Raw genomic sequence first — 26,544 nt, 5'->3', positions numbered from 1 at the left:
CAAATAAATGCTTGAATTTTTTATTTTGAATTTGAAAAATCACTTTTACTATAAAAATAATTATATTTTATTTTGTTAAAATAAACAAAAAGCGAAAGTTATAAAAGTTCGATATTGGGATCCCAATTGTATTTTTTGAAGTTTTTTATTTGATCATTTTCTATTTCAATACCCTCCGCTTCTAGGAGTGTTTGCATTTGAGTAGGGTCTTCGAAATGATTTTTGCCTGTAAGTACACCTTTGAAATTTACTACTCTATGAGCGGGTATTCCGAGTCCATGCGAGCCATTCATAGCCCAACCAACTAACCGAGCTCCGGTACTAAGGTATTTCGCTATGGCTCCATATGACGTAACTCTACCCCGTGGAATAAGCTTTACTACTTCATATATTTCTTCAAAGCTTTGCATCTTTTATTTCTGATTCTAATTGCTTATACCAAGCTTCACCGTATGCTCTTACTAATGGGTCTTTTAAAAACTGATAAACTGGCACGCCTAGTTTTTCTCCCAAATCACACGCATCTGAGCAGATGGACCATCGCTCATAATTTATGGCATGAAAGTTATCGTATTTAGTAATTCTGATAGGATAGAGGTGACAAGAAATCGGCTTTTTAAAATCAATTACTTTGTCATTGTAGGCTTGCTCTATGCCGCACTTAAGTATTCCCTTTTCGTCATAAATAGCGTAGGCACACTCTTTTTCATCAATGGTGGTGGTAGAATAGTCTCCTTCCCAGTCTTTTATGTATTTGCCTTGTGCTTCTATAGCCGCAATTCCCTCAGGTGATAGGTAAGGTTTTACTTTTTCATAGATGTCTTCTAAAATTTGTAGTTCGGCATCTTCTAAAGGGGCACCTAGGTCACCTTCTACACAGCATGCTCCTTTACATTTATCTAAATTACAAACAAAAAACTTGTCTGCCACATCCTCACTTACACAGGTATCATCTATTAGAATCATGAACTACTATTTATTAACTATAAGGTTTTCCCCTACTTTTATGCTGTTATCAGATAAATTGTTCCAGTTTTTTATATTGGTAACCGTAACACCATATTTTTTTGAAATGCTATAAAGTGTTTCTCCTATGGCTACTTTGTGGTATTTAATGGCAGAACCACTTTGGGTAGATGGTTTTGCTGCGGTAGTTGCATTAGAGACAATTAGCTCCTGACCAACCGAAATAGAATAATCAGCGATTCCGTTCCATTCCTGGATATCTTTAACTTTGATACCGTATGTTTTAGAGATTGAATACATGGTTTCTCCTAGGCTCACAGTATGAGTTTTTCCTGAAATAACCTTCTTTTCTATTTCTACAGATCGCTCTGGTTTAGCCGTTACCACTTTAGCTGGTTCTGCTTTTGGTTCTACTTTTGGTGGGTTAACTAAATCAGTACTAACAACCAATACCTGATTATATTGCAAAACGTCGTTTGCAGTCATTGCGTTTAGTCTTCTCAACTGATCTACACTCAAGTCATATTTGTTAGCAATAGAAAATAAAGTTTCTCCTTGCTTTACCGTATGTGTTTTGGCATACGCTGTATTTTTTGGTTTTTCTACTATAACCTCCTTTTTAGGGGTTGTTTTACCATTGGAATTAAATATAGGGTCATTTAAATCCATTCCTTCTGATGGTATGTTTTTATTTGGTGGAGTTGTAGTAGGTTTTGGAGTTGAACTTACTACTTCTGTAGGTTTCTTAAGTACAGTTGTCTCTGCTTTTTTCTCTACAGGTTTAGTAGAACTTGGTCTAGTCGTATTTTTTTCTAAATCTTCAAATCTATCTTTAGCAGGCATTTCCTTGTTTTTTGCTATTTCAGATTCTTTAGTAGGAATATACTCTTCTTTGATAGGTAACTTGCCTCTGTCAGGATTAGCGTCTTGAATAATCTCTATAGCTTTGTTTTTAGGTCTAGTTTTTTGCATCCACAATACACGCCCAGTCTGAAGTCTATCTGAAGATTTCATTCGATTGTATTTGTAGAGTCTTTTAAGCTGAATTCCATACATTTGAGATACATCCCACATGGTTTGGTCGCTCATTACGGTATGAAAAGGTACATTAGCTTTTTTGCTTTTGCTTTGAAGATAATATACTTGGCCTTCTTTCGAAATGTCACGATCACCCATGTCGTTATATTTCAAGAACTTCGATATTTTCACTTTCGATTTTGAAGCCATCTGAGCTACTTCGTCACCAGGCTGAGCTAGTATACCTTTCTTTCCGTTTATTTCATAAAATATAGGAGCATCTGGCGAAGTAGACACCATTGTGATTCGCTTCAGTTGCGGGTATCCCAAATCTAGAGTATTTACATCGAGTCTTTTCTGAATTTTGCTTAATATCTCCTCAGTTTCTTCTACTCGTGACAGGATCAATACCTTTGATTCTTTGTCTTCAGGAAGGTTTGGAGCGTATAACCAAGGGTTGAATTTTCTTAAATCGTTAATGTCAACCGTCAATTCAACCGCTATTTCAGCGAAAGATTTTGATCTTGTTGGATACTCTACAAATTTCTTTGAAGAATCCTTTAGTCTATTTAGTCTATGCTCATAGGCAATCCTATTAGCAATCGCCGATATTAAATAAGGGTGAGTATTGTCATCAAATTTTATTTCACTCGCAAAAGACCATTCCACCGGCACATGAGCTTGAGCTCCTGTAGGACCTTCTTTATACGCCATCATACATGATATCCAGTTTTTATACAGGATATTATTTCTTTTCATATAAATAGCGGCAGCACGGGTTGATTCATAAATATTTTTACGTTCATCCACATTGTTATCTACGCGTAATCCTATTTCTTTGGCTGTAGCTTCTTTAAACTGCCAAAAACCGACTGCATTTGAGCTTGAGATGGCTTCGGGTAGGAGTGAGCTCTCTAAAACCGCTATATATTTAAAATCTTCGGGCACATCCTCTTCTTCCAATACTTTTTCGATTATTGGAAAGTACCATTGCATTCGCTCTAATTTTTGCTCCAAAAATTTGTTTTGAGGCGTAAGTAACTTGGTAATTTCCTCGTTTACTTTTGTTTGTACGCTTGGACTTAATTCCACAAGTACATTTGCGAATTCTACTTTCTGTGGTGCTTCAGGTATACTTAATTGTACCTGTGCCTGTAGGCTAATTGTGGTTAAAATAGCTACTAGTAAGCTAAGCAATTTTCTCATATTTCTTTAATTTTTCTTGAAACGAACAGTCCGTCTCTTATGGGTAAAAGCACTTTTTGTGTTCTTGCGTCATTTTTAAGGTGAATGTTAAATTCCCTTAAAAGCTCCGTTGTTTTATCTTTTTTTGTGTTATCTAAAACTTTTCCATCCCAAAGTACATTGTCAGATAATATTACACCGCCAATGTTAACTTTTTCGAATATCATGTCATAGTATGCAATATAGTTAAGCTTATCAGCATCTATAAATACTAAATCAAATTTTTGGTCTAATTTCGGAATTTCTTCCAAAGCATTTCCAATTATCAGTTCTATTTTTTCGGAAACTCCAGCGGTTCTGAAATTATTAAGAATTCGATCTTCATATTCTTCGTTTGCTTCTATGGTTACAAGTTTTCCATTCTCAGCTAAACCTTCTGCCATACAAATAGCCGAATATCCAGTGTAGGTCCCTATCTCAAGGATGTTCGTAGGGTTTACCAAACTAGATATTAACGATAATAGCCTCCCTTGAAAATGCCCTGAGAGCATACGGGGTTTTAAAACATTAGCAAAAGTGTCTCTACTAACCTCTTTTAGTGCCTTTGGTTCGCCGTCGCTGTGGTCTGCACAATATGAATCTACTCCTTCGATAATATACTTTTATTAAGTTAATATATGCAAAAATAAAAATAATATTTTGTAAATTCCAAATTTATTATTTAAATAATATTTTCAGAAAATATTGAAATTTATATATAAAAATAATACCCTCGAAGGGTACTATTTTCAAAAGGATTATAAAGTCCTCTTAAGTTCTCTTATTTCGTAACTTTCAATAACGTCATCCATTACAATATCATTGAAGTTTTTGATACTTAGACCACACTCGTAACCGTTTTTAACCTCGGATACATCGTCTTTGAATCGTTTCAATTGAGCTATTTCACCTTCATGAACTACAATACCTTCTCTGATAATTCTAACTTTATTATTACGTTTTATGTAACCATCAGTAACATAACATCCGGCTACAGTACCAAGTTTAGAAATCTTGAATACTTCTCTAACTTGAATATTACCTGTTATTACTTCTTCTTCTTTCGGAGCAAGTAAACCTTCCATCGCAGCTTTTATCTCATTGATAGCATCATAGATGATTGAGTAAAGTCTGATTTCGATTTCTTCGTTCTCAGCAATTTTTCTTGCATTATTAGATGGTCTAACTTGGAATCCAATTACGATCGCATCTGCAGCAGAAGCTAACGTAACATCAGACTCAGAGATTTGTCCAACCGCTTTGTGAATAATTCTTACTTGAACTTCTTCAGTTGATAGTTTCAATAATGAATCTGATAGGGCTTCAACTGATCCATCCACGTCACCTTTAACAATGATGTTAAGTTCTTTAAATGATCCAATTGCTTTTCTTCTACCAATTTCATCAAGCGTAATGTGTTTCTTAGCTCTGATACTTTGCTCACGATTTAACTGCTCACGTTTGTTTGCAATTTCTCTTGCTTCACGGTCAGTCTCCATTACGTTAAACTTATCTCCTGCTTGTGGTGCACCTGGCAAACCTAGGATTTGAACTGGCTCTGATGGTCCAGCAGCTTCGATTCTCTCACCAAGGTCATTGACCATGGCCCTTACTCTACCATAATATTGACCAGCTAATACAATATCTCCAATCTTAAGAGTTCCTGTTTGTACCAAAATGGTAGAAACATATCCTCTTCCTTTATCTAGTGAGGCTTCTATAACCGTACCCATTGCATTTCTGTTAGGGTTAGCTTTTAGTTCAAGAAGCTCAGCTTCTAAAAGCACTTTTTCTAAAAGTTCATCTATACCAAGTCCGCTTTTGGCCGAAACCTCTTGCTCTTGGAATTTACCGCCCCAGCTTTCAACTAAGATATTCTCTTTCGATAAATCTTCTCTGATTTTGGCAGGATTGGCGTTTGGTTTGTCTATTTTGTTTAAAGCAAATACTATCGGAACTCCCGCGTTTTGTGCGTGGTTTATTGCTTCTCTTGTTTGAGGCATCACACTGTCGTCAGCTGATATTACAATAATAACAACGTCGGTTACTTTAGCTCCTCTGGCTCTCATGGCTGTAAATGCTTCGTGACCTGGGGTATCTAAGAATGTAAGCGTTTTACCTTTGTTTGCTCCTTCTCTGATTTTAGCTGTATAAGCTCCAATGTGCTGCGTTATTCCTCCGGCTTCTCCAGATACTACCTTTGATCTTCTGATATAATCTAGTAAGGATGTTTTACCGTGGTCAACGTGTCCCATTATGGTCACGATTGGTGCTCTGTGTACTAAATCTTCCTCAGCATCTTCAATTTCAAGTGATTCGCTCGAAATCTCTTCTTCAGCAGAGATAAATTCAATATCAAAGTTGAACTCCATACCAATTAATTGGATGGTTTCAGCATCTAATCTTTGGTTTATTGAAGCAAAGATTCCCATTTTCATACAGCTAGCGATTACCTCGTTAACCGATACGTCCATAAGAGACGCCAATTCAGCAGCTGAAATAAATTCAGTTACCTTGATTGTGCTGCTTTCTTCTATTTCTTGTTGATCTAAAGCATCTTGTTGCTCAGCTCTACTTCTTCTCTTTTCTTTTCTATATTTTCCACCAAAATCAGAAGTTTTGTTTTGTAAACGAGACATTGTGCTTTTGATGTTATCTTTTACATCTTCAGCAGAAACTGTTTCTCTTCTATCTTTACCTCTTCCTTTTTTGTTAGCGTTTCTAGTATCCGCCGGTCTTGTTGCATTAGGTGTGCTTGTGGCTGGAGCCGCTGTACCTGCACTTGCACCTGCTGCTGGTTTTGGAGCATTAGGATTGAAACGCTTGTCTCTTTGGTTGTCAAAACCTGACCTCGAAGTGTCTCCAACTTTTTCGCCACCAACAATAACTCTCTTACGCTTACGCTTTTGTTTGAGTTCTTCTTTAGTAAGCTGTTTTCTTTCAGCTGGAAGCTCTATTTTACCAAGAACTTTAAGTCCTTGTAATTTGTCTCCTTGGGCTTTAATAAGCTTCGGTGGAGCTACTTCTTCTTTTTCTATTTCGGTATCTTTTTTAACTTCCTCTTTCTTTTCTACTTTGGGAGCCTCTTGTTTTGGAGCTTCTTGCACCTTAGGTTTATTGTGTTCGATTGGCTTTACAGCTTCAAACTTAACCTCTTTGGGTGCTTCTACTGGTTCAGGAGCTTTCTCTACAACCGGAGCTGGAGTTTCTACAACTGGTTCAGGAGCTTTTACAGGTACATCGGCTGGTTTTTCTACGACTGGCTCAGGTGTTGGAGTAGGGGCTGGAGCAACCACTTTTGATTCTTCTTTAATTGCCTCTACAACTGGTTCTGGAGTTTTCTCGACTGGAATTTCTGGAGTTTCCTCAACTACAGGTTCTGGTTTGGCTATAGGTTTTGGAGCCGGCTTAGGGTTCCCTTTTGCATCTAATTCAATTTTTCCTAAAACGGTTGGGCCGTTTAAGTTGTGTTGAAAATTAATTCTTTCGGGTTCAACTTGCTTAGGCTTCTCAGTTTTTTCTGGCTCGTCTCTGAAATATAGTATTCCTTCTGGAGCTTCCTCAGATTGAGTAGCAGCTTGGCTTGAGGGTGCAGCCTTAGATTCACCCAAAAGATCGGGGGTGTTAAGTTCTTTCGCTAACACTTCCAGCTGGTCAAAAGCAAGTTTGGCGTTAGGATTATTGTCAACGCGATGTCCATGAGAGCTCAGAATCTCAGTGATAGTAACGATACTTACATTAAGTTTCCGTGCCGCTTGGCTTAGTCGCATCATTTTTTCTTCTGCCATAAATTATTCTAAATATTATAAAAAACAAAATTACGAATTTTGCCTGATTTTTCTCTTGTTTATTTTTTTAAGGTTAGTATGTGTTTAGATTTTTATAGAAATCTTGAAATTATTCAAATTCTTTTCTTAAAACTTCTATAACTTCATCTACAGTTTCTTCTTCAAGTTCAGTTCGTCTCACTAAATCTGCTTTTCCAACATTAATTACAGATTTTGCTGTATCTAAACCAATCTTACGGAATTCTAACAATATCCATTCTTCTATTTCATCTGTAAACTCCATCAAGTCTACATCTTCTTCTTCTACGATACCTTCGATATCTCTGAAAACATCGATTTCCATTCCGATTAGCTTACTTGCCAATTTAATGTTTAGACCTCCTTTACCAATAGCTAAGGAAACTTGGTCTGGCTTTAAAAACACCGAAACTCTGTCTGTGTTTTCGTCTATTCTTACATTACTAATTTTAGCCGGACTTAATGATCTTGAAATCAGCAAATTCAGGTTTTCAGTATATTGGATTACGTCAATGTTCTCGTTTTCTAATTCTCTTACTATAGAGTGAATACGAGACCCTTTCATACCAACACAAGCACCTACTGGATCTATTCTATCATCGAATGATTCTACCGCTACTTTAGCTCTTTCGCCTGGCTCTCTTACTATTTTACGTATAGAGATAATTCCGTCTTGAATTTCAGGAATCTCTAATTCAAATAGTCTTTCTAAGAAAACGGGAGAAGTTCTTGAAAGCGTAAGTTTTGGATTTCCGTTATTTATTTCCACTTTATGGATTACGGCTCTTATGCTAACTCCTTTTCTAAATCTATCTTTTGGTATTTGTTCTATCTTAGGTAGCGATAATTCATTTCCTTCCTCATCGATACATATTACTTCTCTACTAAGAATTTGGTAAACTTCTACGGTAACTAGCTCACCTACTTGGTCTTTATATTGATTAAATAGCATCTCTTTCTCCAAATCCTTAACTTTTTGAATTAGGGTTTGTCTAGCAGTTTGAACTATTCTTCTACCAAAGTCTTCTATTTTTACTTCTTCGGCCACTTCTTCGCCGATTTCAAAATCTTTTTCTATTTTTTTTGCTTCAGAAAGCGGAATTTTATCTGTATCCCAAATATCTTCTGAGTTGTCGTCTACGATTTCTCGAGTACGCCACATTTCAAGGTCTCCACTTTCGGCATTTAATATAATGTCAAAATTGTGATCATCTCCATATGCCTTTCTAATCATGGTGCGAAGTACATCTTCCAAGATGGCAATCATGGTTGGTCTGTCGATGTTTTTCTCTCTTGCAAATTCTGCAAACGATTCAATTAAATCTCCACTATGCATATCTGTCCTATTATTTATTTAAATGATATGATTACCTTAGCTTCTTTTATGTCTGAATATTTAAAAGCTTTGGGTTCTTGTATTATTTTTTTCTTTTTTTCTGGTTGAATCACGAATTCGCCAGCACCTACTTCTGTAAGTTCACCTTTGAACTCCTCTCCATCAAGTGTAGTCACTTTAAGGCTCCTACCTATGTTTTTTCTATATTGTCTCTCGAGTTTTAATGGAGTATCAGCACCAGGCGAAGATACTTCTAAAACATAAGCTATTTCAATAATTTCATCTAGTTCTACACCTAATTGTTGGCTAATTCGGCTGCATTCTTCAACCAATATTCCAGCATCACTGTCTACAAACACAGTGATTTTTTTTCGAATTTTTGATTCGCTTACGAGCACATCTACCAAGTAGGTATCGCTTTCGGCGATAATCCTCTCGACGATTTCTCTGATGCTGTCAATTAATGGCATGTAAATGATATTAGAACTAAAGTGTAATACAACAAAAAAGGAGGTTGTATACCCCCTCATTCATTTTCAATGTTGCAAAATTAGCTTATTTATTTTATTTTTCTTAAAAAAAGTATAAAAAACTAAGAATATAATGTGATAATAAATGTTTACAATATAAATATTAAAAATGATGCTGTGTTTTTTTGAAAAAAATTACCCAAAATCCGTATCATTGTATCCTAAAATCAACTTAAGCCATATCTTTTGAAAATCATTAATTTCGTTCGAAAGTTTTTTTTTCTAATCAATATTTTGTTTGGCTTGTATTCGCTTTTGGTTTTCCAAATAGTGTTTGCGGCTAATATCAAACATTGGCTTGCTGGATTTTTAATGCTTTCATTTCCTGTAGTTTTGGCTGTTAACCTTTTCTTTATGATTTCATGGTTAATGGTTCGTTCTTATAAGTTTTTGGTTTCTGCTTTGCTTTTGGCTTTAACTTACTCAATTGCCGACCGCACTATAAAGATTGTCCCCCCTTCGGTTTCACCTCAAGAAAGATTCTCATTTTCGCTAACTAGCTATAATTTGATGTATAGCGACTACCATAATTTTTTGACCAATAATAAAAACGAAAACCCTAAAGGTATTATCAATACTTTGGACACCCTGCACTCTGATATTTTGTGTTTTCAGGAAATGTACAACACCAAAAAATATCCGGAGTTTAACATGATAAAAAAGATTTCAAAGAAAAACCCTTACTATGTTTACATGCATTCTAATGATATGAATAACAAAGGACAAGGGGCTATCGGTTTGGCTATATTTTCTAGATTTCCCATTATTTCAAAAAAAGAATTGTATTGGAAGCCAAATAACAATGGATTGCTTTCGGCAGATATTGTGGTAGAAAAAGACACCCTTCGTGTTATTAATTTTCAGCTAAAATCAATGGGGATTAGAATCAGGAAGATTTTGAAAGCCAATAATATAATTGATAAAGAAGAGACCAAAAATATTTTGGGTTTGCTCAAAGATGGCTTTGAAAGTAGGGGAGTGCAAGTTAATCAGTTAGAAAACTGGATTGACGAAAGTCCGTATCCGGTGATATTGGCTGGAGATTTAAATGAGCTTCCATATGGCTATGCATATGGAAGACTCAGAGCGAAACTCAAAAACTCTTTTGAAGAAAAAGGTTTTGGTTTTGGATTTACCTATCATAAGATTTTGAGTTTCTTACGAATTGACAATCAGTTTTTTGATGATCAAAAAATAGAGATTCTTAATTTTAGAACTTTAAGTAATGTGCCTTTTTCAGACCATTATCCGGTAAAAGCATGGTATATAATCAAATAAGATTAAAAACCGATGCCCCTTCTTTTTCTTTGTTGATTTCCTTCAAAATATTCCTTGAGTTTTTCTAACTCATACGTATATCCACCATTCAAAATCGGGAATCTCGTCCAGCTTCTTGAGTCGAGGTTATGTTGATCCAAATGAAAACCTGGTGCGTATCTTTCACGTTTCCATTGGTTTCTACTCCAAAGTTTGAAAAATCTTACCGTCCAGTTATACATATCGTTTCGGTCATACTCCTCTTTACATATATGCTCTACATATTTAAAGCACTCCATAGGCGACTTTTTCTCCCTCACGGCCAAGATTTCTAGACGATTTAAAAACGCATATGGCATCAAATCTTTTTCGTCGGTTTGTTTGTTTTCGGCTGGCCTTAACTCCGCTGTAGGTTGTAATGCATTTACGTATTTTAGACCTTCTATTTTTATGTGTTTTTGCTTTACTTCACATCCTGTTTTTTCTAACCAAATCAGCCAAGTTCTTAGCCATGATTTATCTATGCCTGCTATTGGACTTATGCTACCCGCGGTGTCTCCATCCATGGTGCAGTACCCTACCGCCACTTCAGATCGGTTTGAGGTAGCAATAAGCAAATGATTGTTTAGGTTAGCTAACATCCAAACTCCTGGGGCCCGTACCCTTGCTTGAATGTTTTGCAGGGTGATATCGTCGGTTTGCCAAGTCAAATCTCGTCCTATTTGACTTTCTATCATAGCGGTGTAATTTTCTACAAGGCCATTAATATTTACATTATAAAATGTTGCTCCAATAGATTTTGCTAGCTCTTCTGCCGATTCTAGGGTGTTTTTTGAACTATTCTCTGTGCCCTGATATACGGTTAGAATTAGTTTTTTTGCTAACTCTTCTTCAGTTTTTGCATCCTTAATTTCAGGAATGTGAGAAAGTCTTTCTTTTAAGTTTTCAATACCTATGCTTTCGTCGCCTAGTTTTAGCATTAAGCCGCACAAAGCTGTACATGCACACGAGTCGGCACCGCCAGAAAGCGAAATAGTGAAGCCGTATGAGCGAGATTTTCTGAGATAATCAAAAAGTGCTAAGCAGACGGCTCTTGCAAACTCTTCTTCCTTTATATAGCCGCCTATTTCAAATGCCTCTTGTTTAAAAGGTTCGATTTGCGGGGTTTCACTAAAATCAAATTCTAGATTAGAGACTACTGTCTTTTTTCCAATTAACGGCGTGCTTTTGGTTTTTGACTGCTCTATTCTATTTGTGTCAATGTCTATTATTGCGGTAGTTAAGGTGTAGTCGGCATAAGAGAATCTATCGCTTGATGCAATTATATCGCCTCCAGAAGCTATCAAAGCATCACCATCAAATATTAGTCTCCCAGACTCATTGCCTAATAAATTGGCATAAATGTATCCACAGCCAAAAGCACGCGAGGCGTCGGCTACAAGTTGTTCTCTTATTTTGTATTTGTGAAAGGCAAAAGGACTTGCACTCGGGTTTAGGATAATATCAACCCCTCGGTCAAAAAGTCTTGGTGCAGGACGATTATTAACCCAAGCGTCTTCACATATTTCCATACCCACTTTTACACCTTTGAAATCAAAAATGATATCTCCAACCGGATATTTAAAGTCATTTATACTGATTTCATCTATATGCTCTGGTTTCCATCTTTGAAACCATCTATCTTCATAAAATAAGCCGTAGTTGGGTAAATTTTGTTTACAAACAAAACCCAAAATTTGTCTATTGGCTACTAAGCAAGCTGCATTGTATATTTTGTTATTCACCCAAATAGGTAAACCAATACAAACGGCAATGTTTTGAGTATAGTCCACTATATCGAGAAGTATCTCTAGACTAATCCTTGCCGTGTCTGGCGAATAGAAGGCGTCTTCGCATCCATATCCAGAAATACAAAGCTCTGGTAAGCAAAGTAGCTGAATGTCAGTTTCTTTTGCTTTTTCTATGGATTTTATGATGTTATTTTTATTCCCAATCCAATCTAATGGAGTTTGGTTTAGTGCTACTGCTCCTGTTTTTAATAGTTTCATTTTAATCTGAATTTGAAACAAAAATACTCCAAATGTTTTAAATCCCTGCCCAATATTTGACCTGTTTTTTTGTAGCTAAAAAAGTATTGTATGTTAATTTTTATAATAAATATAAAATTTCCAATAAGCCACTTGTTTGAAAATTCTAAATTGTATCCGTTAAATAATTTTCTGATTTTGCTCATAAAATCATTTAAAGGTAGATTTTTTTGTCTTAAAGTACTGATTATTAATATTTTGTTCGAAGTTTTCAAGATTGATTTATGTCAATTCTTATTAAATTAAAATTTGTTTTGTAACACTACTTTAGTGTACATTTGTGCATTGATATAAATCAATTTATAAAAAACAACAACATTATAACTTTAGCATTATGCAAGTAACTATTTCTAAAACAACTGGAAAAATACATACTACCAAAACTAACGTTCAAAAAAAATATACTTCTCCCGTTTCTACCACATTTGCTGGCTGCTATTCAATGGAAAAAATAGGTAATCAACAAATCTGTCTTGTTTTTGACAGAGGAATGCCGTATTGATTATTGAATGAAAAAACTTCTAAATTTAAAGAGGGAATTTCTGAGTGAAAATATTGAAAAAAAAGAAAGTGCTGAAAAGTGCTATTGAGTGAATCTATAAATAAAACAAAACGCCAAGTTAAATCTTGGTCTTTCGCACAACGAAAAGACTGCATATAAAAGAAATAAGGGTGAAAAACTCACCCTCATTTGCCGATTGCTATTGAGTGAAAACTTTACTAAAATTTTATTTTGATTTGAAGCGTGGGCCGCACGCCTTGCTTGCCCCTCAATGAGAATCGGTCCAGATTAAAAGGAAAGCATAATTCTCATCTCGGGGAAAGTAGGCATGATCGTTAAGATGTCCCACTATATTTTATGAAAATTCCATGCCAATACTTCGGTCATTTTTTTTGAAAAACTTCCCCTATTACATTTAAACGTCTTTTTTGATCAAAAAGTAAGATATAGAGTTCAAGTGTTACCGCTCAATAAAAATACCACCGTTTACTAATTTTTTTAAATTTAAATTTCTGCGAAATTTGCTGTGACCTCCCAATAACTTTCTTAAAATATCAGGGTGTAGTGGTGTGATTTTTGCGGCTTTGTATTTTGACTTTTTAATGTCAATGAAGCTCAAAAATGGCTTCGATTTCTACCGAGATATTTCCTGGTAGAGAGCCCATTCCTACGGCACTTCTAACACCGATTCCATTTTCAGATCCCCAAATTTCGGCAAATAATTCGCTACAGCCATTGATTACAAAAGGGTGAGTTTTAAAATCGTCAGCAGCATTTACCATTCCCAAAACTTTAATGACTCTTTTTACTCTGTTCAGGCTTCCCAAGTTTTCTTTTAAAGTAGCCAATATGGTTAGGCCTACTTGTCGAGCAGCAAGTTTCCCAAACTCTTGGTCCACTTCGCTTCCTACTCTACCCACAAACTGCGAGCCGTCTGCTTTATTAGGCCCATGACCAGAAACATATATTAAGTTTCCAACTTGAAGCAAAGGAATGTATACGCCAGCCGGTTTGGGAGCATGAGGTAGTTCCTTTGCATATTTTTCTAAAATGATATCTGCTGTCATCGTTTTTTTTAAATGAAGAATTGTAAAATTAAGACACCCACTAAGCCTACCACCGAAACTAGTGTTTCCATTACACTCCAGGTTTTTAAGGTGTCGTTTATTGATAAGTTGAAATATTCTTTAAACAACCAAAAACCGCCATCGTTAATGTGCGAAAACATTAAACTTCCTGCTCCAATTGCCAATACCATAAGTTCAGGTGAAGTGCCAGTTTGCGACTGAATAAGTGGTAGCAATATGTTTACAGCTGTAAGCCCGGCTATAGTAGCCGAACCGATGCATACCCGAATAAATGCGGCTATGGCCCAGCCTAAAAACAAAAGGTTAAGGTTTGATTGAATTAGTATTTCTCCAACGTATTCACTAGTGCCGCTCTCTATAAATATTTGCTTTAAGGCTCCTGATCCCGCTATTATTAACAAAATAGGGGCCACGCCTTTAAACGATTCCTCTAACAACTTGCTACACTGACCTATGGTTTTGCCTTGTTTTACCCCTAACAAATAAACAGCTACAAGGACAGAAACCAACATACCAATGTATGGCTCTGCAAAAAGCTGAATAAATTTATTATCTAAAAAATAAGGTTTTATAAATGACATTACGGTTAGCAATACCACAGGCAATAAGGCTACAAACATACTTCTAAATAAACTAGGTTGTTCTGCTTCGGGTACTTCTTGGTCTGTAAATAAGTTTGTGTTTATTGTTGGCTTATATTTTTTAAGAGTTTTGCCAAATATAGGTCCAGCAATAGCAATGGCCGGAATAGCCACCAATATGCCATACATTAATGTTTTTCCTAAGTTTGCGTGCAGTAAACTTGCTATTGCGGCCGGTGATGGGTGAGGGGGTAAGTAGCCGTGAGCCACAGACAAAGCAGATAACATAGGTATCGCTAAATACAATATAGGTAATCGAGTTGTTGCCGCGATACTGAATATTAGTGGAACAACGATTACAAAACCGGCATTGTAAAAAAGTGGAATTCCAATTATAAACCCTGCAAGTGCTAACCCCCAGAGTAAATATTTTTCTCCAAATACACTGATTAACTTGGTTGTGATTTTGTGAGCTGCCCCACTTACTGCTACCATTTTCCCTAGCATGGCTCCAAAACCTATTATTAGCGTCAATTCTCCTAAAGTGCCACCAACGCCTGATTGGATGGCTTTGGTTATGGTTTCAATTTTTAAGTTACTTATCAAGCCTAAACCAATGGAAACAAGAATGAAGGAAATAAAAGTGTCGAGTTTGATCCATAAAATTAGGATTATTAAACACAAAATGGCTAATAGGGTAAGAACTAATGGCATAGAGTTTTCATTTATTTCGAAAATCTCGAATTCAAATCTGAATATGGTTTGAGATTTTGCTTAGGGTTTAGAATAGAATTCAATACTACTAAAAAACAATGATATTTTATAATAAATCAAAGTATGGAAAATATGTAAAGCAAAAAAAAAGAGGCCAGAGGCCTCTTCTATTGAGCTTTAATAATTAGCTTTTTATTTTTATTTTCTGTCCTACTTTCACTGTATTGCCAGACATGTTATTCCATTTTTTGATATCGTCGATAGTTACGCCATCGTATCTTTGAGAAATATTCCAAAGGGTATCACCATGCTTTACAGTGTGATAATTTGTCTTAATGTTTTCAGATGGCGATTTAGCCGCCAAGCTGTTTGATTTTACTTTTTGAGTTTCAGTTACGTAAATCACCAATCTTTCACCAGCCAAAACTTTAGATGATCTCATGTGATTCCATTTTTTTACTTCACTCATAGTAACACCATATTTTGAAGCAATTTTAGATAAAAACTCGCCTTTTCTTACCTTGTGATATTTTTTTACTGTTTTTGTTATCTTCGTGTAAGAATTAGAAGTGTTTTTGTTTACTACCAATTCAGGCACAAAAGTTTTTCTTCCAATTACAATCGTTCCATCATTTAAGTCATCTTGATTCGATGCCAAAATAGTTGGGTTTTCTTCCTGGATTACTGGTTCTACTTTATTAAATTGTCTAGATGCAGAGTCTAGTATGTATGCTCTGTTAGCATTAAAGTAGGCTAACTTTTTAGCTGGAAGTGAGATTTCATATCCTCTAAAACTCTCCGGCAAATAGGTGGTTTTAATATGCGGATTAAGTGCTTTAATTTCTTCCATATCTATACAGCTCAAATTCGCTAAAGTCTTTAAGTCCATATAACCAGAAGTCGGTATTTTTTCTACATCTACAAATTCTAGTTTTTTGCTAGGATAAATTCCGTGATCGTTTCCATAATGCATCAAATAATTTAAAGCAATAAACTGTGGCACATATGCTCTAGTGTCTCTGTGAATATGTGGATGTAAATCCCAATAGTTATTAAGTCCAGTTGATTTTATTGTTCTTCTGATTCTTCCTGGGCCAGTGTTGTAAGATGCCAAAGCCAAATCCCAGTCATCAAACATTCTGTATAATGTTCTTAGATATTTACAGGCAGCGTCTGTAGATTTATCGATATGCATTCTCTCATCTACATAGTCATTGATAGTTAAGCCCATTTCTTTACCTGTAAATGACATAAACTGCCATAGACCTACGGCTTTACTTCTTGAAACTGCCTTCGGATTTAGACCTGATTCTAAAAGTGCAAGATATTTAAGCTCCTCAGGCATGTTGTTTGCCTTTAGGTATTTTTCAAATGTAGGAAAGTAAAAATCTTTCTTTTCCATCATCTCCTGAGTGAAACTTGGTCTTTTCAACATAAAGAAATCTAACCATTGTTTTACACTTTCGTTATAAACCAAAGGCATAGTTTGTTGAATTTCCTGAAGTCTCTTTTCTATCAGAGCTGGGTCTTCCATTATAATTTGGTAAACCTTTCCATCTCTAGAGTCGGTAACTTGAAGGGTAAATGGATATTGGATTTTAGATTCTTCGACAACCTCCTCAACTTCTTCAGAAACTACTTGCGATTCTTCCTCAACGGTTTGGGCGTAGGTTTGAAAAGAAATTGAGCAGCAAAGGGCAAGGGAAAAGGTCAAAAATAATTTTGAGATTTTCATGATATAAAATAAGTTTTCACTTGGTGTTTAAATGTTAATCGGAATACTAAGAAAGCAACGTTCAAATCTAATGTTTTATTTTTAGAAAAAAAAGATACTTTAATCAGAAAAACCTTAATTTATTGAATTTATTGAAAGTTGTGAATGTGTTTAGCGAAATTTAATAGTTTTTCTTCTTTAAATTCCATTCCAAGTATTTGAAAACCAATAGGTAAGCCTTCTTTGTTTTTTGAATTTGGAATAGAGATACATGGATATCCAATGACATTTGCATGTACTGTAAAAATGTCTGCCAAAAACATTTGTATCTGATTATCAGATTTTTCACCTATTTTGAATGCCGGAGATGGAGTCGTAGGCGAAACTATAAAATCTACCTCATCAAAGAATCCTTGGGTCTGTTCTTTTATCTTTCTTCTAACCCTTTGGGCTTTGGTGTAGTAGGCATCGTAATAGTCAGCACTCAATATAAAACTCCCCAACATAATACGTTTTTTTACTTCCGCACCAAAACCTTCCCCTCTCGTTTTTTTGTAAAGTTCCTCTAGGTTTTTTGCTTCTGTATTTCTGTGTCCAAACCTAATGCCGTCATACCTTGAAAGGTTTGAGCTGGCTTCAGCCATTGTAAGAATATAATACGTTGGTAGCAAATATTTCATTTGAGGAAACTTAAGTTCTACCAAGGTATGTCCTGCGTTTTTCAGCTCTTCAAGTTTCGCTAAAGTTGCAGCTTTGGTTTCATTATCAAGTCCTTCTGAGTCTAAAGCATCTTTAAAATAACCGATTTTGTATGTTTTTGAATCGGTAAGGTTTTCTGAATATTTAGGTACTTCTAATGTAGAAACGGTGCTGTCAAATTCATCTTGCCCTGCCATTATTTCTAATAGCAAAGCGGCATCGTCTACACTATGTGTGATTGGTCCAATACAGTCAAATGAAGAAGCATATGCAGCTAGTCCCCATCTCGAAATTCTACCATAACTTGGTTTGAAGCCCACAACACCACAAAAACTAGCGGGTTGTCTAACCGAACCGCCTGTGTCTGAACCTATAGATGCGTGGCACAAATCTGCTTGAACAGCTACTGCCGAAGCACCTGAAGAACCTCCTGGAACCCTGGTTTTGTCAGCAAAGTTTTTGGTTGGTCCAAATGCGGAATTTTCATTGGATGAACCCATCGCAAATTCATCGCAGTTTTGGCGACCGATAATGATAACATCTTCGTCTATCAGACGCTGAATGGCCGTTGCAGTAAATTGGGACTTAAAGCCTTCTAAAATCTTGCTAGATGCCTGCAGCCCGTGATCTTTATGTGCCAAAACATCTTTAACGCCAATGACCATTCCGGCTAGTTTACCACCTTGTCCATTCGCTATTTTTTTGTCAATTTCTTTAGCTTTTTCTATGGCCTCTTCTTCGTAAACTTCAAGAAAAACATTTAAATCAGCGTTTTCTTTAATTCTTTTAAGGAAATATTGGACAGTTTCTAAAGCGGAAGTTTTTTTATTTATGAGCTGGTTTCGATAGTCGAAATATGAAAAAATGGCCACTGTAGCGTTTGGTTTAAAAATAAAAAACAACAGGACCAAAGTATTAATTTGAAACTGTTGTTATAAAATGATGACTAAAGAAAGACTTAAATTAGTCTTCTATGTTGGTAGCTTTTTCGATATTGTCTTTTACTTCCTTTGTAGCGTCTTTGAACTCACGGATTCCTTTTCCTAATCCACGTGCAAGCTCAGGTAATTTTTTCGCTCCAAAAAATAATAATATAACAAATACGATAACGAAGATTTCTGTTCCTCCTAAATTACCTAAAAATAATAATGTTGCTATTTCCATGAGTAAAGTGCTTTATAAATGATAAGACAAATTTAATAATTAAACTCCAAATTAAAAGGAATTATTGTAATATTTGAATCCTTTTTGGTCTAAAACTTTGAGTTAGGGGTAGAACTCTAGTTCTCAAGAATTTAAATTTTTATTTAGTAACCAAAGTTCGTATTTCTCTATTTCGCTTGCTACTGAGTTGTATGCAAATGTTAAGAGTGCAATATCGTCTGCAAAACCTACCATCGGCAGTATATCTGGAATAAAATCTATGGGTGAAATAAAGTAAATCATTGACCCCAAAATAATCACCAGGTTCTTAAGTTCTATGTCGCGATATTCTCCTGTTGCGTATGACTTTATTAAACCACCAAAAATCAATAATTTATTTCGTATTTGATCTATTATGGGCCCTTTGCCTTGCTCCTGAATTTTATTTAAAGCCTTTTTTAATACATTTAAAATCCCAGCAGTGTTGTTGGACAGTTTGCTGGCTTTTGACATTGATTTTGAATAAAATATAGAATTTATGATTTTTTCTATTAGGCTTTTTTCGTTCATTTTTGTTTTTATTGGGGCAGTTTATACGCTTCTGCATTTATTTATTGCTTAAAATTACTATTAATTCAAATAATACCAAAATACGGATTCAATTCATTGGTATATATTAAAAATATACAATATTTTTGCTTATAAATTTTATCATTAAGTAGTTTAATCTCGAAATAGTTTAATATTATGAAAGTTACAGTTATTGGTGCGGGTGCAGTAGGAGCAACAGCCGCTGACAACATCGCAAGAAAAGAAATCGCTTCTGAGGTAGTTATTTTGGATATCAAAGAAGGTTTTGCAGAAGGTAAGGCAATGGACTTGATGCAGACCGCCTCTATCGAAGGTTTTGATACTAAAATCGTAGGAGTTACAAATGATTATGCTAGAACTGCAAAGTCTGACGTAATAGTTGTTACTTCGGGTTTACCTCGTAAGCCAGGTATGACGAGAGAGGAACTTATCGGAATTAACGCCGGAATCGTGAAAACTGTAGTTACAAATGCTCTAGCTGTTTCTCCAAAAGCAGTTATTATCATTGTTTCTAACCCTATGGATACAATGACTTATCTTACCTACAAAATTGCAGCTGAGATGGGCATTTCTAAGAAAAAAGTAATTGGTATGGGTGGAGCATTAGATTCTGCTCGTTTCAGATATAGATTGGCTGAAGCTATGGAAGTAGCTCAAAGCGATTTAAGCGGAATGGTAATAGGTGGTCACGGTGACACCACTATGATTCCTTTGACTAGAATGGCTACTTGGAATGGTATTCCAGTAAGTAGATTCTTGAGCGGAGCTAAAATGGACGATGTAGCGGCTAAAACTATGGTTGGTGGTGCTACACTTACAGGTCTGTTAGGAACTTCAGCTTGGTATGCTCCAGGTGCGGCTATTGGCCAAATTGTAGAGTCTATCCTTAGAGACGAAAAGAAAATTATTCCTTCAAGCGTATATCTTAATGGCGAGTATGGTCAAAAAGATATTTGCATGGGAGTACCTGTAACAATCGGAAGAAATGGATGGGAGAAAATAATAAACCTTAGATTGACTAACGCAGAAAAAGCGGCATTTGAAAAATCAGCTGCTGCAGTAAGAGCAATGAACGACGCTCTTTAATTTTTTTAGAGTTAATCTGTAAAACTTTAAGGGTTAAGATTTTTCTTAGCCCTTATTTTTTTGCTTTGTATCCAACTTTTACTACCAGATTATGCAATTCGGTATCTATTATTAATGAGTCTTTGGTTAGTTTTCTAACCGCATAGTTAAAATCATTTATCTTCAAAATAGAATCTCCGGGCATTAGCTCAAAAGAGAAGACTTGGTCTACGTCCCCATCAAAACACGGGGTGTTGTTTTTTAACCAGCTGTATTCTTTTTTTGATTTCGAAAAAGTGAATATATCGTCGGCTGCACAGGAGTCAAATTTGCTGATGTTATTTTCAGTATAAATAACCAACGACCATTTCTTCAAATCTCCATCTGTAAGTAGGTCTATTCCCTCTACCTTGATTTGTGTAGGAGTTTCTGGTTTTTCTATTTCAATTTTTTCGCATGAGTTTAAGGCGAAAAGGGTAGCGGAGGCGATCAGTAGTTTTTTCATTGCACATAGTTTTTAGTATTTGAAAAACAAAAAAAAGGACCTTTGATAGTCTTGTCTATCTAAAGGTCCTAAAAATTGTACCAAACTATGATACTTTATAAAATATTTTATGCTTTTCCTAAAGCTTTCAACATTGTCACGCCTATTTCAGCAGGAGAATCTACTACATGGATACCACATGAACGCATAATTGCCATTTTAGCAGCAGCTGTATCGTCAGCACCACCGATGATAGCACCAGCGTGACCCATTCTTCTTCCTTTAGGTGCAGTTTGACCTGCTATGAAACCTACAACTGGCTTCTTGTTTCCAGTTGATTGGATGTAATGAGCAGCTTCAGCTTCCATTCCACCACCAATTTCACCTATCATTACGATTCCTTCAGTCTCAGGGTCGTTCATAAACATTTCTACTGCTTGCTTAGTAGTAGTTCCGATAATCGGATCTCCACCGATACCAATAGCTGTAGTTTGACCTAAACCTGCTTTAGTCAATTGGTCTACTGCCTCGTAAGTTAAAGTACCTGATTTAGAAACAACTCCGATTGTGCCTTTTTTGAAAATAAAGCCTGGCATAATACCTACTTTACACTCTTCAGCTGTGATAATTCCTGGGCAGTTTGGTCCAACTAAAGTTACATCTTTTCCTTCAAGGTAGTTTTTTGCTTTAATCATGTCTTTTGTAGGAATACCTTCGGTGATACAAACGATCACTTTGATACCTGCATCAGCTGCTTCCATGATAGCATCAGCTGCGAACCCTGGTGGAACAAAAATAATAGAAACATCAGCTCCAGCTTGTACCACAGCTTCTTCTACTGTGTTGAATACTGGACGGTCTAGGTGTGTTTGGCCACCTTTTCCTGGTGTAACTCCACCTACTACATTTGTGCCGTACTCAATCATTTGGCTGGCATGAAAAGATCCTTCTGAACCTGTGAATCCTTGTACGATTACTTTGGAATTTTTGTTTACTAGAATGCTCATTTTTATGAATTTAAAGCCTTTACTGACCTCTTTTATTTATTTTATTTCTAAATCTTGAAATCTTTCCCAAAAGTACCTTTCAAATTAGAAAAATACAAAAAAGTTTGTTTTAAATTTAACTCAAAAAAGCCTAATCTTTTGTAGATTAGGCTTTTAGGTAAATATGTTTTTTAGAAAAGTATAAAAAAGTACGTATAATTACTCACTTCGTACCATTTTAACGTCTAAAATTAACTTTTACAAGCCAAATTCAGCCTTTACTTTATCTACGTAGTCTAATTTTTCCCAAGTAAATAGTTCAACTTCCATCTCTGCTCTTTGACCTGCGTTTTCGAAAACCTTCGTAACTACTTTTGATTCTCTACCCATGTGACCATAAGCCGCAGTTTCAGAATAGATAGGTGTTCTTAGTTTAAGTCTTTGCTCGATAGCATAAGGTCTCATGTCAAAGATAGCCTCAACTTTTCTAGCGATTTCGCCATCTGAAAGCTCAACTTTGGCTGTGCCTTTTGTATCTACAAAAATTCCACAAGGCGTAGCAACACCAATTGCATAAGAAACCTGAACCAACACTTCGTCACAAAGACCCGCCGCTACTAAGTTTTTAGCGATGTGTCTGGTGGCATATGCTGCAGATCTATCCACTTTAGATGGATCTTTTCCTGAAAATGCTCCACCACCGTGTGCACCTTTACCACCGTAAGTATCTACGATGATTTTACGACCCGTAAGGCCAGTGTCTCCGTGAGGTCCACCAATTACAAACTTACCTGTTGGGTTAATGTGATACAGGATATCGTCTGTAAATAAGGCTTGGATTTCAGCTTTTAACTTAGATTTCACTCTTGGAATCACGATATTAACCATGTCTGCTTTAATTTTAGCAAGCATAGATTCGTCATCAGCGAAATCGTCGTGTTGCGTTGAGATCACAATTGTGTCAATTCTGATAGGTTGGTTATCGTCAGAATACTCAATAGTTACCTGCGACTTAGAATCCGGCCTAAGGTAATCAATAACATCACCTTCTTTTCTGAAAGCTGCTAGTTCTTCAAGTATTTTGTGAGATAGGTCTAATGCAAGTGGCATGTAGTTGTCGGTCTCTTTGGTTGCATAACCAAACATCATACCTTGGTCTCCAGCACCTTGAGCATTAGCTTTTGCTTCGAAATCTTCAGCTGCTACACGGTCAACTCCTTGATTGATATCAGAAGATTGCTCGTGAATGGCAGAGATAATTCCACACGAATTAGCCTCAAACATATATTCAGCCTTAGTATAACCAATTTTCTTGATTACATCTCTCGCGATAGTTTGTACGTCTAAATACGTTTTTGTGTTTACTTCTCCGGCCAAAACCACAAGTCCAGTAGTAACAAGTGTTTCACAAGCTACTTTTGAGTTTGGGTCAAACGCCAAAAAGTGATCGATAAGTGAGTCTGAGATTTGGTCAGCGACCTTGTCTGGGTGTCCTTCAGAAACTGATTCTGAGGTAAATAAATACGGCATTTTTTATAAATTTAAAATATTAATAAAATAATGCAAGAGTAATGTCTGTAAGGTGCTTTGCCGAAACTATTTTGGTCGGGCGACCCACATCTATTTTACCACCGCGGCGTTTCAAAAAAATACTCGGTTGGTTTTCTCTTTTTCGAGAGAAACTCTTGATGTAATGCAAAATTGAGGCTTTTTGGTGATAATTAAAAATTATAGTGAATAAATCTATAAATTTGCTTATTCGTAGAGAAAATTACTGAAATGATAATATTTTAAAGGTAGCTAGAATAGAAAAAATCTACAGAAACGCTCCTTTTAGTTTTTTAAATACTACGAGCAAAAATGCTTTTCCGAAAATTAATTTGGGAGTAGACCACATTATCTTAATTTCGTCCCACAAACTTGACTTTTGGTCTAAAAAACGAAATACGGATTCAATGTCATTTTTGTTGAAAATCCTCTTGAAACTTTCGGACATTGGATAAAGGTCTTCGGCTATTACATAAAGTAGGGTAGACGCATAAAGTTCATGTCTTTTTTCAAACCAAGAAACTTGCTTTTCCGAGGGTAGTTTTCCTTTTTCTAGTTTTTGTACTATCGCTAAAAGCTTTCTTTGTGTGTTTGCAAAGGTATAACCAGTGGCTGGGTTTGTGTATCCGGCTGCGGTGCCAATTCTACTCACGTTTTTGGATGGAAATTCTGCTGTAGCGACGTCTGACATCGGAATCACTCCAAATTCTTCTTCTTCTATCTCAAAAATTATGTTGGGATACCTCTCCGTTAAAAAACACTCTAACTCATTTGTGTACGTATTTTGCTCTAAAAGACGTTCTGAAAATACGGTAAACTCTACTAAGGCTTTGTTTTTAGATAGAGGTAAAATATACATAAACCTTCCTTCATGGCTTTTTTGAGGAATACTAAAATCCATCATGTCGGGTGTATTAAGATCAAAGACTTCTTTATCTGATTTTACTACATAACCTTTGAAATGCTGAAGTAAGTTAATGTTTTTTGGATTATTAATGTCTAATTTGAAGGTGCTGTCAAAAACATGTAGTGCTTTAAAATTGCCTTTTTCGGTTTTTACGGTAACGCTAGAGTTCAAATCTAAAATATCTAAAACTCGATCTTTTTTGAAGGTGATATTAGGAAACTTAGCAAGGTGAGCATTCACGAATTCATAAAAATCTATTCCTCTTATTAGTTTATAAGCATAAGATTTTAGTGGGATTTTCTTTTTAACTCCGGAGCTATCGGTGATGAAAATGTTTTGCCAATTGGCAGCCAATATTTCATCAAACGGATTTGTTCCTTGTTCCCAAAAGGCCCAGGTTCGGTCGTTTTGGTTTTTGGTTTCGGGCTCTATTATGAGAATTTTCTTATCCGACAATTTCGAATTTGAAAGGTGATAAGCCAAAGAAAGCCCAGACATTCCACCACCACAAATTATATAATCGTAGTTGATGATATCTGAGCTTTCCATCTAATGTGTTATTTTTTAGACGTTTACGTGTCTTTCTGAGTGATAGCTTGATCTTACCAAAGGACCAGATTCTACATATTTTAGGCCTCTTTTTAGGCCTTCTTCTCTGTACAAATCAAACATGTCAGGGTGAATAAATTCAATCACCTCGTGGTGCATTTTGGTTGGTTGTAAATACTGACCAAGTGTAAGTATGTCACATCCGTTTTCTGCAAGGTCGTCCATGGCTTTGTAAACTTCATCTTGGGTTTCGCCCAAACCAAGCATTATACCAGTTTTGGTTCTTTTGCCATATTCTTTGGTTCTCCGAATTTGCTCAAGCGATCTTTCATATTTCGCTTGTGGTCTTACAGGCCTGTAAAGTCTCTCTACAGTTTCCATATTATGCGAAACCACCTCTTGACCTGCAGAAATCATTCTATATAACGCTTCCCAATTACCTTTTGTGTCAGGAATTAGCGTTTCTATTGTAGTTTTTGGAGATAATTGTTTAGTCAAAATTACGGTCTGGTACCATATTTCGGCACCTTTGTCTTTTAACTCATCTCTATTTACAGAGGTCAAAACCGCGTGTTTTACACCCATTGTGGCAATCGCTTCTGCTACTCGTTGCGGCTCGTCAGTATCATATTCGGTGGGCCTTCCCGTTGCTACCGCACAAAAAGTGCAGCTACGTGTGCAGACATTTCCCAATATCATAAATGTGGCCGTGCCCTCACCCCAGCACTCGCCCATATTAGGGCAGTTTCCGCTCTGACAAATGGTATGTAACTTATTTTTGTCGACTACTTCTCTAACCTTACGGTAGTTTTCGCCTATGGGTAGTTTAACTCTAAGCCAGTCTGGTCTTTTAGGTCTGGCATTTTCAGCTGCTACTGCTGGTAGCTCTTCTGTCATATCTTTTTGTTTTTTAGGAGTTTTTTGTTTCCAAAATACAAAGTTAAATAAACTGTGGTAAAGGCCTGAGGATTTTTGGAGAATTTACTTGCGATAATCTCGGGTTCTTTAACGAAAAACTCTAAAACTGTACCGATTTCAAAACCAGTGACGTTGTTATTAAATGAGTTCATATCGAGATTTGCAGCAGCTTTTACGTGTGCTCCTGGAATAACTTTTAAACCGTTAAAAAAACCTTGCAGTATATTTCCCGCACCTACTATTTTTCCAATATCAGTATGAATGTCTGCATTAAAAGGCACTGTTTGAGGAGATTCGCCTCTGCCATTGATATATTTTATATAATAGGGTTTTTGTAAACCAAAAGAAGGTCCTGCAGCTAAAATAGCACTAAAGCCGATGCTATTTTCTCCTGCTTTATCAAAAATATAGAACTCTCTACCATACTCAGGTCTTAGCGAAAAGAGGTAATTGGTTTTGCCGAAAATAAATTTGGTGCCGTATGCACTGATAATGCCTTTTTCTCTCGGGTTTTTAAGGTTTACTGCCTCAAGTGCCAAATATCTATTGATCGCCTTGTTTTTATTTATTTTGAATGGAGTAGAGGACCTTATGACTACACCACCTAGTAAACTGCTGTAGTTATTGGTTGTAACTCCGTAAGCCAAGGTTTTGGTGTCTTCAAGCTTTTTTTCGTCTTCTTTTTGTGAAAAAGCTGAAAAAGAACTTATTAATAATGAAAGGAATATTATTTTTGTTTGATTCGTCATTTGCTTTACCTGAATTATGCGAAATGCCATTTTTACTTAAACGGCCATTTACCTTTATTTGTTCTATTGAGACATACCAATTT

23 protein-coding genes and 1 riboswitch are annotated in these 26,544 nt (G+C 36.0%); of the genes, 3 read left to right on the top strand and 20 right to left on the bottom strand.

Going from position 1 to position 26,544, the window contains the following annotated elements; all coding sequences use genetic code 11:
- Positions 1–98: 98 nt before the first annotated feature.
- The 7 genes from ACFOOI_RS07765 to ACFOOI_RS07735 all read right to left on the bottom strand — a co-directional run bounded on the left by ACFOOI_RS07765 (position 99) and on the right by ACFOOI_RS07735 (position 8,819).
- Positions 99–410, bottom strand: a complete 312-nt coding sequence (locus tag ACFOOI_RS07765; protein ID WP_379836788.1) for an MGMT family protein — start codon at positions 408–410, stop codon at positions 99–101.
- Positions 397–966 (bottom strand): DUF3109 family protein, encoded by a 570-nt coding sequence (locus tag ACFOOI_RS07760; protein ID WP_379836786.1) that lies wholly within the window; start codon positions 964–966, stop codon positions 397–399. The genes ACFOOI_RS07765 and ACFOOI_RS07760 overlap by 14 nt, the downstream gene beginning before the upstream one ends.
- 6 nt (positions 967–972) lie before the next feature.
- The gene (locus tag ACFOOI_RS07755; RefSeq protein ID WP_379836784.1) at positions 973–3,189 is read right to left on the bottom strand and encodes a LysM peptidoglycan-binding domain-containing protein; all 2,217 of its coding nucleotides are present in this window, start codon (positions 3,187–3,189) and stop codon (positions 973–975) included.
- Entirely contained in the window at positions 3,186–3,821 is a 636-nt protein-coding gene (locus ACFOOI_RS07750) for an O-methyltransferase (RefSeq protein ID WP_379840185.1), read from the bottom strand. The genes ACFOOI_RS07755 and ACFOOI_RS07750 overlap by 4 nt, the downstream gene beginning before the upstream one ends.
- A 144-nt stretch (positions 3,822–3,965) precedes the next feature.
- Complete coding sequence (gene infB, locus ACFOOI_RS07745) at positions 3,966–6,995, bottom strand: translation initiation factor IF-2 (RefSeq protein ID WP_379836782.1); 3,030 nt, start codon at positions 6,993–6,995, stop codon at positions 3,966–3,968.
- A gap of 109 nt (positions 6,996–7,104) precedes the next feature.
- Entirely contained in the window at positions 7,105–8,349 is a 1,245-nt protein-coding gene (gene nusA, locus ACFOOI_RS07740) for a transcription termination factor NusA (RefSeq protein ID WP_379836780.1), read from the bottom strand.
- A 14-nt stretch (positions 8,350–8,363) separates the two neighbouring features.
- A complete protein-coding gene (locus ACFOOI_RS07735; RefSeq protein ID WP_379836778.1) occupies positions 8,364–8,819 on the bottom strand; it encodes a ribosome maturation factor RimP in 456 nt (151 codons plus the stop codon).
- A 246-nt stretch (positions 8,820–9,065) separates the two neighbouring features.
- Between ACFOOI_RS07735 and ACFOOI_RS07730 the strand changes: the two genes are divergently transcribed.
- Positions 9,066–10,157, top strand: coding sequence for an endonuclease/exonuclease/phosphatase family protein (locus tag ACFOOI_RS07730; RefSeq protein WP_379836776.1), 1,092 nt, complete (start codon positions 9,066–9,068; stop codon positions 10,155–10,157).
- A 2-nt stretch (positions 10,158–10,159) separates the two neighbouring features.
- On the opposite strand, the gene nadE is transcribed toward ACFOOI_RS07730, so the two are convergent.
- Positions 10,160–12,184 carry an NAD(+) synthase gene (gene nadE, locus ACFOOI_RS07725; RefSeq protein ID WP_379836774.1) on the bottom strand — a complete coding sequence of 675 codons (2,025 nt, stop codon included), beginning with the start codon at positions 12,182–12,184 and terminating at the stop codon, positions 10,160–10,162.
- Positions 12,185–12,557: 373 nt separating this feature from the next.
- Here nadE and ACFOOI_RS07720 point away from each other — a divergent pair, with 373 nt between their 5' ends.
- Positions 12,558–12,725, top strand: coding sequence for a hypothetical protein (locus ACFOOI_RS07720; protein WP_379836772.1), 168 nt, complete (start codon positions 12,558–12,560; stop codon positions 12,723–12,725).
- Between the two features lie 605 nt (positions 12,726–13,330).
- Here ACFOOI_RS07720 and ACFOOI_RS07715 read toward each other — a convergent pair.
- The 6 genes from ACFOOI_RS07715 to ACFOOI_RS07690 all read right to left on the bottom strand — a co-directional run bounded on the left by ACFOOI_RS07715 (position 13,331) and on the right by ACFOOI_RS07690 (position 19,234).
- The gene (locus ACFOOI_RS07715; RefSeq protein ID WP_379836770.1) at positions 13,331–13,792 is read right to left on the bottom strand and encodes a RidA family protein; all 462 of its coding nucleotides are present in this window, start codon (positions 13,790–13,792) and stop codon (positions 13,331–13,333) included.
- Between the two features lie 8 nt (positions 13,793–13,800).
- Positions 13,801–15,108, bottom strand: coding sequence for a gluconate:H+ symporter (locus tag ACFOOI_RS07710; RefSeq protein ID WP_379836768.1), 1,308 nt, complete (start codon positions 15,106–15,108; stop codon positions 13,801–13,803).
- Positions 15,109–15,292: 184 nt separating this feature from the next.
- Entirely contained in the window at positions 15,293–16,843 is a 1,551-nt protein-coding gene (locus ACFOOI_RS07705) for a lytic transglycosylase domain-containing protein (protein WP_379836766.1), read from the bottom strand.
- 128 nt (positions 16,844–16,971) lie between these two features.
- Positions 16,972–18,387, bottom strand: a complete 1,416-nt coding sequence (gene gatA, locus ACFOOI_RS07700) for an Asp-tRNA(Asn)/Glu-tRNA(Gln) amidotransferase subunit GatA (protein WP_379840184.1) — start codon at positions 18,385–18,387, stop codon at positions 16,972–16,974.
- A 97-nt stretch (positions 18,388–18,484) separates the two neighbouring features.
- Entirely contained in the window at positions 18,485–18,685 is a 201-nt protein-coding gene (locus ACFOOI_RS07695) for a Sec-independent protein translocase subunit TatA/TatB (RefSeq protein ID WP_379836764.1), read from the bottom strand.
- 123 nt (positions 18,686–18,808) lie between these two features.
- Positions 18,809–19,234, bottom strand: a complete 426-nt coding sequence (locus ACFOOI_RS07690) for a YkvA family protein (RefSeq protein ID WP_379836762.1) — start codon at positions 19,232–19,234, stop codon at positions 18,809–18,811.
- A gap of 177 nt (positions 19,235–19,411) precedes the next feature.
- On the opposite strand from ACFOOI_RS07690, the gene ACFOOI_RS07685 reads away from it, so the two are divergent.
- A complete protein-coding gene (locus ACFOOI_RS07685; RefSeq protein WP_379836760.1) occupies positions 19,412–20,341 on the top strand; it encodes a malate dehydrogenase in 930 nt (309 codons plus the stop codon).
- A gap of 52 nt (positions 20,342–20,393) precedes the next feature.
- On the opposite strand, the gene ACFOOI_RS07680 is transcribed toward ACFOOI_RS07685, so the two are convergent.
- From ACFOOI_RS07680 to ACFOOI_RS07655, 6 genes are all read right to left on the bottom strand, one after another.
- Positions 20,394–20,825, bottom strand: coding sequence for a hypothetical protein (locus ACFOOI_RS07680; RefSeq protein ID WP_379836758.1), 432 nt, complete (start codon positions 20,823–20,825; stop codon positions 20,394–20,396).
- A 107-nt stretch (positions 20,826–20,932) separates the two neighbouring features.
- On the bottom strand, positions 20,933–21,811 hold the full coding sequence (sucD, locus tag ACFOOI_RS07675) for a succinate--CoA ligase subunit alpha (protein ID WP_379836756.1): 879 nt from the start codon (positions 21,809–21,811) through the stop codon (positions 20,933–20,935).
- 237 nt (positions 21,812–22,048) lie between these two features.
- Positions 22,049–23,320 carry a methionine adenosyltransferase gene (metK, locus tag ACFOOI_RS07670; protein ID WP_379836754.1) on the bottom strand — a complete coding sequence of 424 codons (1,272 nt, stop codon included), beginning with the start codon at positions 23,318–23,320 and terminating at the stop codon, positions 22,049–22,051.
- Between the two features lie 57 nt (positions 23,321–23,377).
- A riboswitch (SAM-I-IV-variant riboswitch) is annotated at positions 23,378–23,487 on the bottom strand.
- Between the two features lie 119 nt (positions 23,488–23,606).
- Positions 23,607–24,794 carry a lycopene cyclase family protein gene (locus tag ACFOOI_RS07665; RefSeq protein ID WP_379836752.1) on the bottom strand — a complete coding sequence of 396 codons (1,188 nt, stop codon included), beginning with the start codon at positions 24,792–24,794 and terminating at the stop codon, positions 23,607–23,609.
- A 15-nt stretch (positions 24,795–24,809) separates the two neighbouring features.
- Positions 24,810–25,691 (bottom strand): lipoyl synthase, encoded by an 882-nt coding sequence (lipA, locus tag ACFOOI_RS07660; RefSeq protein ID WP_379836750.1) that lies wholly within the window; start codon positions 25,689–25,691, stop codon positions 24,810–24,812.
- Entirely contained in the window at positions 25,688–26,461 is a 774-nt protein-coding gene (locus tag ACFOOI_RS07655; RefSeq protein WP_379836748.1) for a hypothetical protein, read from the bottom strand. The genes lipA and ACFOOI_RS07655 overlap by 4 nt, the downstream gene beginning before the upstream one ends.
- Between the last annotated feature and the right edge of the window lie 83 nt (positions 26,462–26,544).

The organism is Lacihabitans lacunae (assembly GCF_042649125.1).
GTDB lineage: Bacteria > Bacteroidota > Bacteroidia > Cytophagales > Spirosomataceae > Leadbetterella > Leadbetterella lacunae.
Note: the sequence above shows the minus strand (reverse complement) of the source record. Positions and strands in the feature narration are given on the sequence as shown.

What these genes read in the sequence shown, in the direction of transcription:
- ACFOOI_RS07705 (WP_379836766.1), bottom strand. Translation starts at nt 16,843, where the DNA reads ATGAAAATCTCAAAATTATTTTTGACCTTTTCCCTTGCCCTTTGCTGC.
- nadE (WP_379836774.1), bottom strand. Translation starts at nt 12,184, where the DNA reads ATGAAACTATTAAAAACAGGAGCAGTAGCACTAAACCAAACTCCATTA.
- ACFOOI_RS07685 (WP_379836760.1), top strand. Translation starts at nt 19,412, where the DNA reads ATGAAAGTTACAGTTATTGGTGCGGGTGCAGTAGGAGCAACAGCCGCT.
- infB (WP_379836782.1), bottom strand. Translation starts at nt 6,995, where the DNA reads ATGGCAGAAGAAAAAATGATGCGACTAAGCCAAGCGGCACGGAAACTT.
- ACFOOI_RS07690 (WP_379836762.1), bottom strand. Translation starts at nt 19,234, where the DNA reads ATGAACGAAAAAAGCCTAATAGAAAAAATCATAAATTCTATATTTTAT.
- nusA (WP_379836780.1), bottom strand. Translation starts at nt 8,349, where the DNA reads ATGCATAGTGGAGATTTAATTGAATCGTTTGCAGAATTTGCAAGAGAG.
- ACFOOI_RS07720 (WP_379836772.1), top strand. Translation starts at nt 12,558, where the DNA reads ATGCAAGTAACTATTTCTAAAACAACTGGAAAAATACATACTACCAAA.
- ACFOOI_RS07755 (WP_379836784.1), bottom strand. Translation starts at nt 3,189, where the DNA reads ATGAGAAAATTGCTTAGCTTACTAGTAGCTATTTTAACCACAATTAGC.
- ACFOOI_RS07760 (WP_379836786.1), bottom strand. Translation starts at nt 966, where the DNA reads ATGATTCTAATAGATGATACCTGTGTAAGTGAGGATGTGGCAGACAAG.
- ACFOOI_RS07765 (WP_379836788.1), bottom strand. Translation starts at nt 410, where the DNA reads ATGCAAAGCTTTGAAGAAATATATGAAGTAGTAAAGCTTATTCCACGG.
- lipA (WP_379836750.1), bottom strand. Translation starts at nt 25,691, where the DNA reads ATGACAGAAGAGCTACCAGCAGTAGCAGCTGAAAATGCCAGACCTAAA.
- ACFOOI_RS07695 (WP_379836764.1), bottom strand. Translation starts at nt 18,685, where the DNA reads ATGGAAATAGCAACATTATTATTTTTAGGTAATTTAGGAGGAACAGAA.
- metK (WP_379836754.1), bottom strand. Translation starts at nt 23,320, where the DNA reads ATGCCGTATTTATTTACCTCAGAATCAGTTTCTGAAGGACACCCAGAC.
- ACFOOI_RS07710 (WP_379836768.1), bottom strand. Translation starts at nt 15,108, where the DNA reads ATGCCATTAGTTCTTACCCTATTAGCCATTTTGTGTTTAATAATCCTA.
- ACFOOI_RS07655 (WP_379836748.1), bottom strand. Translation starts at nt 26,461, where the DNA reads ATGACGAATCAAACAAAAATAATATTCCTTTCATTATTAATAAGTTCT.
- sucD (WP_379836756.1), bottom strand. Translation starts at nt 21,811, where the DNA reads ATGAGCATTCTAGTAAACAAAAATTCCAAAGTAATCGTACAAGGATTC.
- ACFOOI_RS07715 (WP_379836770.1), bottom strand. Translation starts at nt 13,792, where the DNA reads ATGACAGCAGATATCATTTTAGAAAAATATGCAAAGGAACTACCTCAT.
- ACFOOI_RS07680 (WP_379836758.1), bottom strand. Translation starts at nt 20,825, where the DNA reads ATGAAAAAACTACTGATCGCCTCCGCTACCCTTTTCGCCTTAAACTCA.
- ACFOOI_RS07735 (WP_379836778.1), bottom strand. Translation starts at nt 8,819, where the DNA reads ATGCCATTAATTGACAGCATCAGAGAAATCGTCGAGAGGATTATCGCC.
- ACFOOI_RS07665 (WP_379836752.1), bottom strand. Translation starts at nt 24,794, where the DNA reads ATGGAAAGCTCAGATATCATCAACTACGATTATATAATTTGTGGTGGT.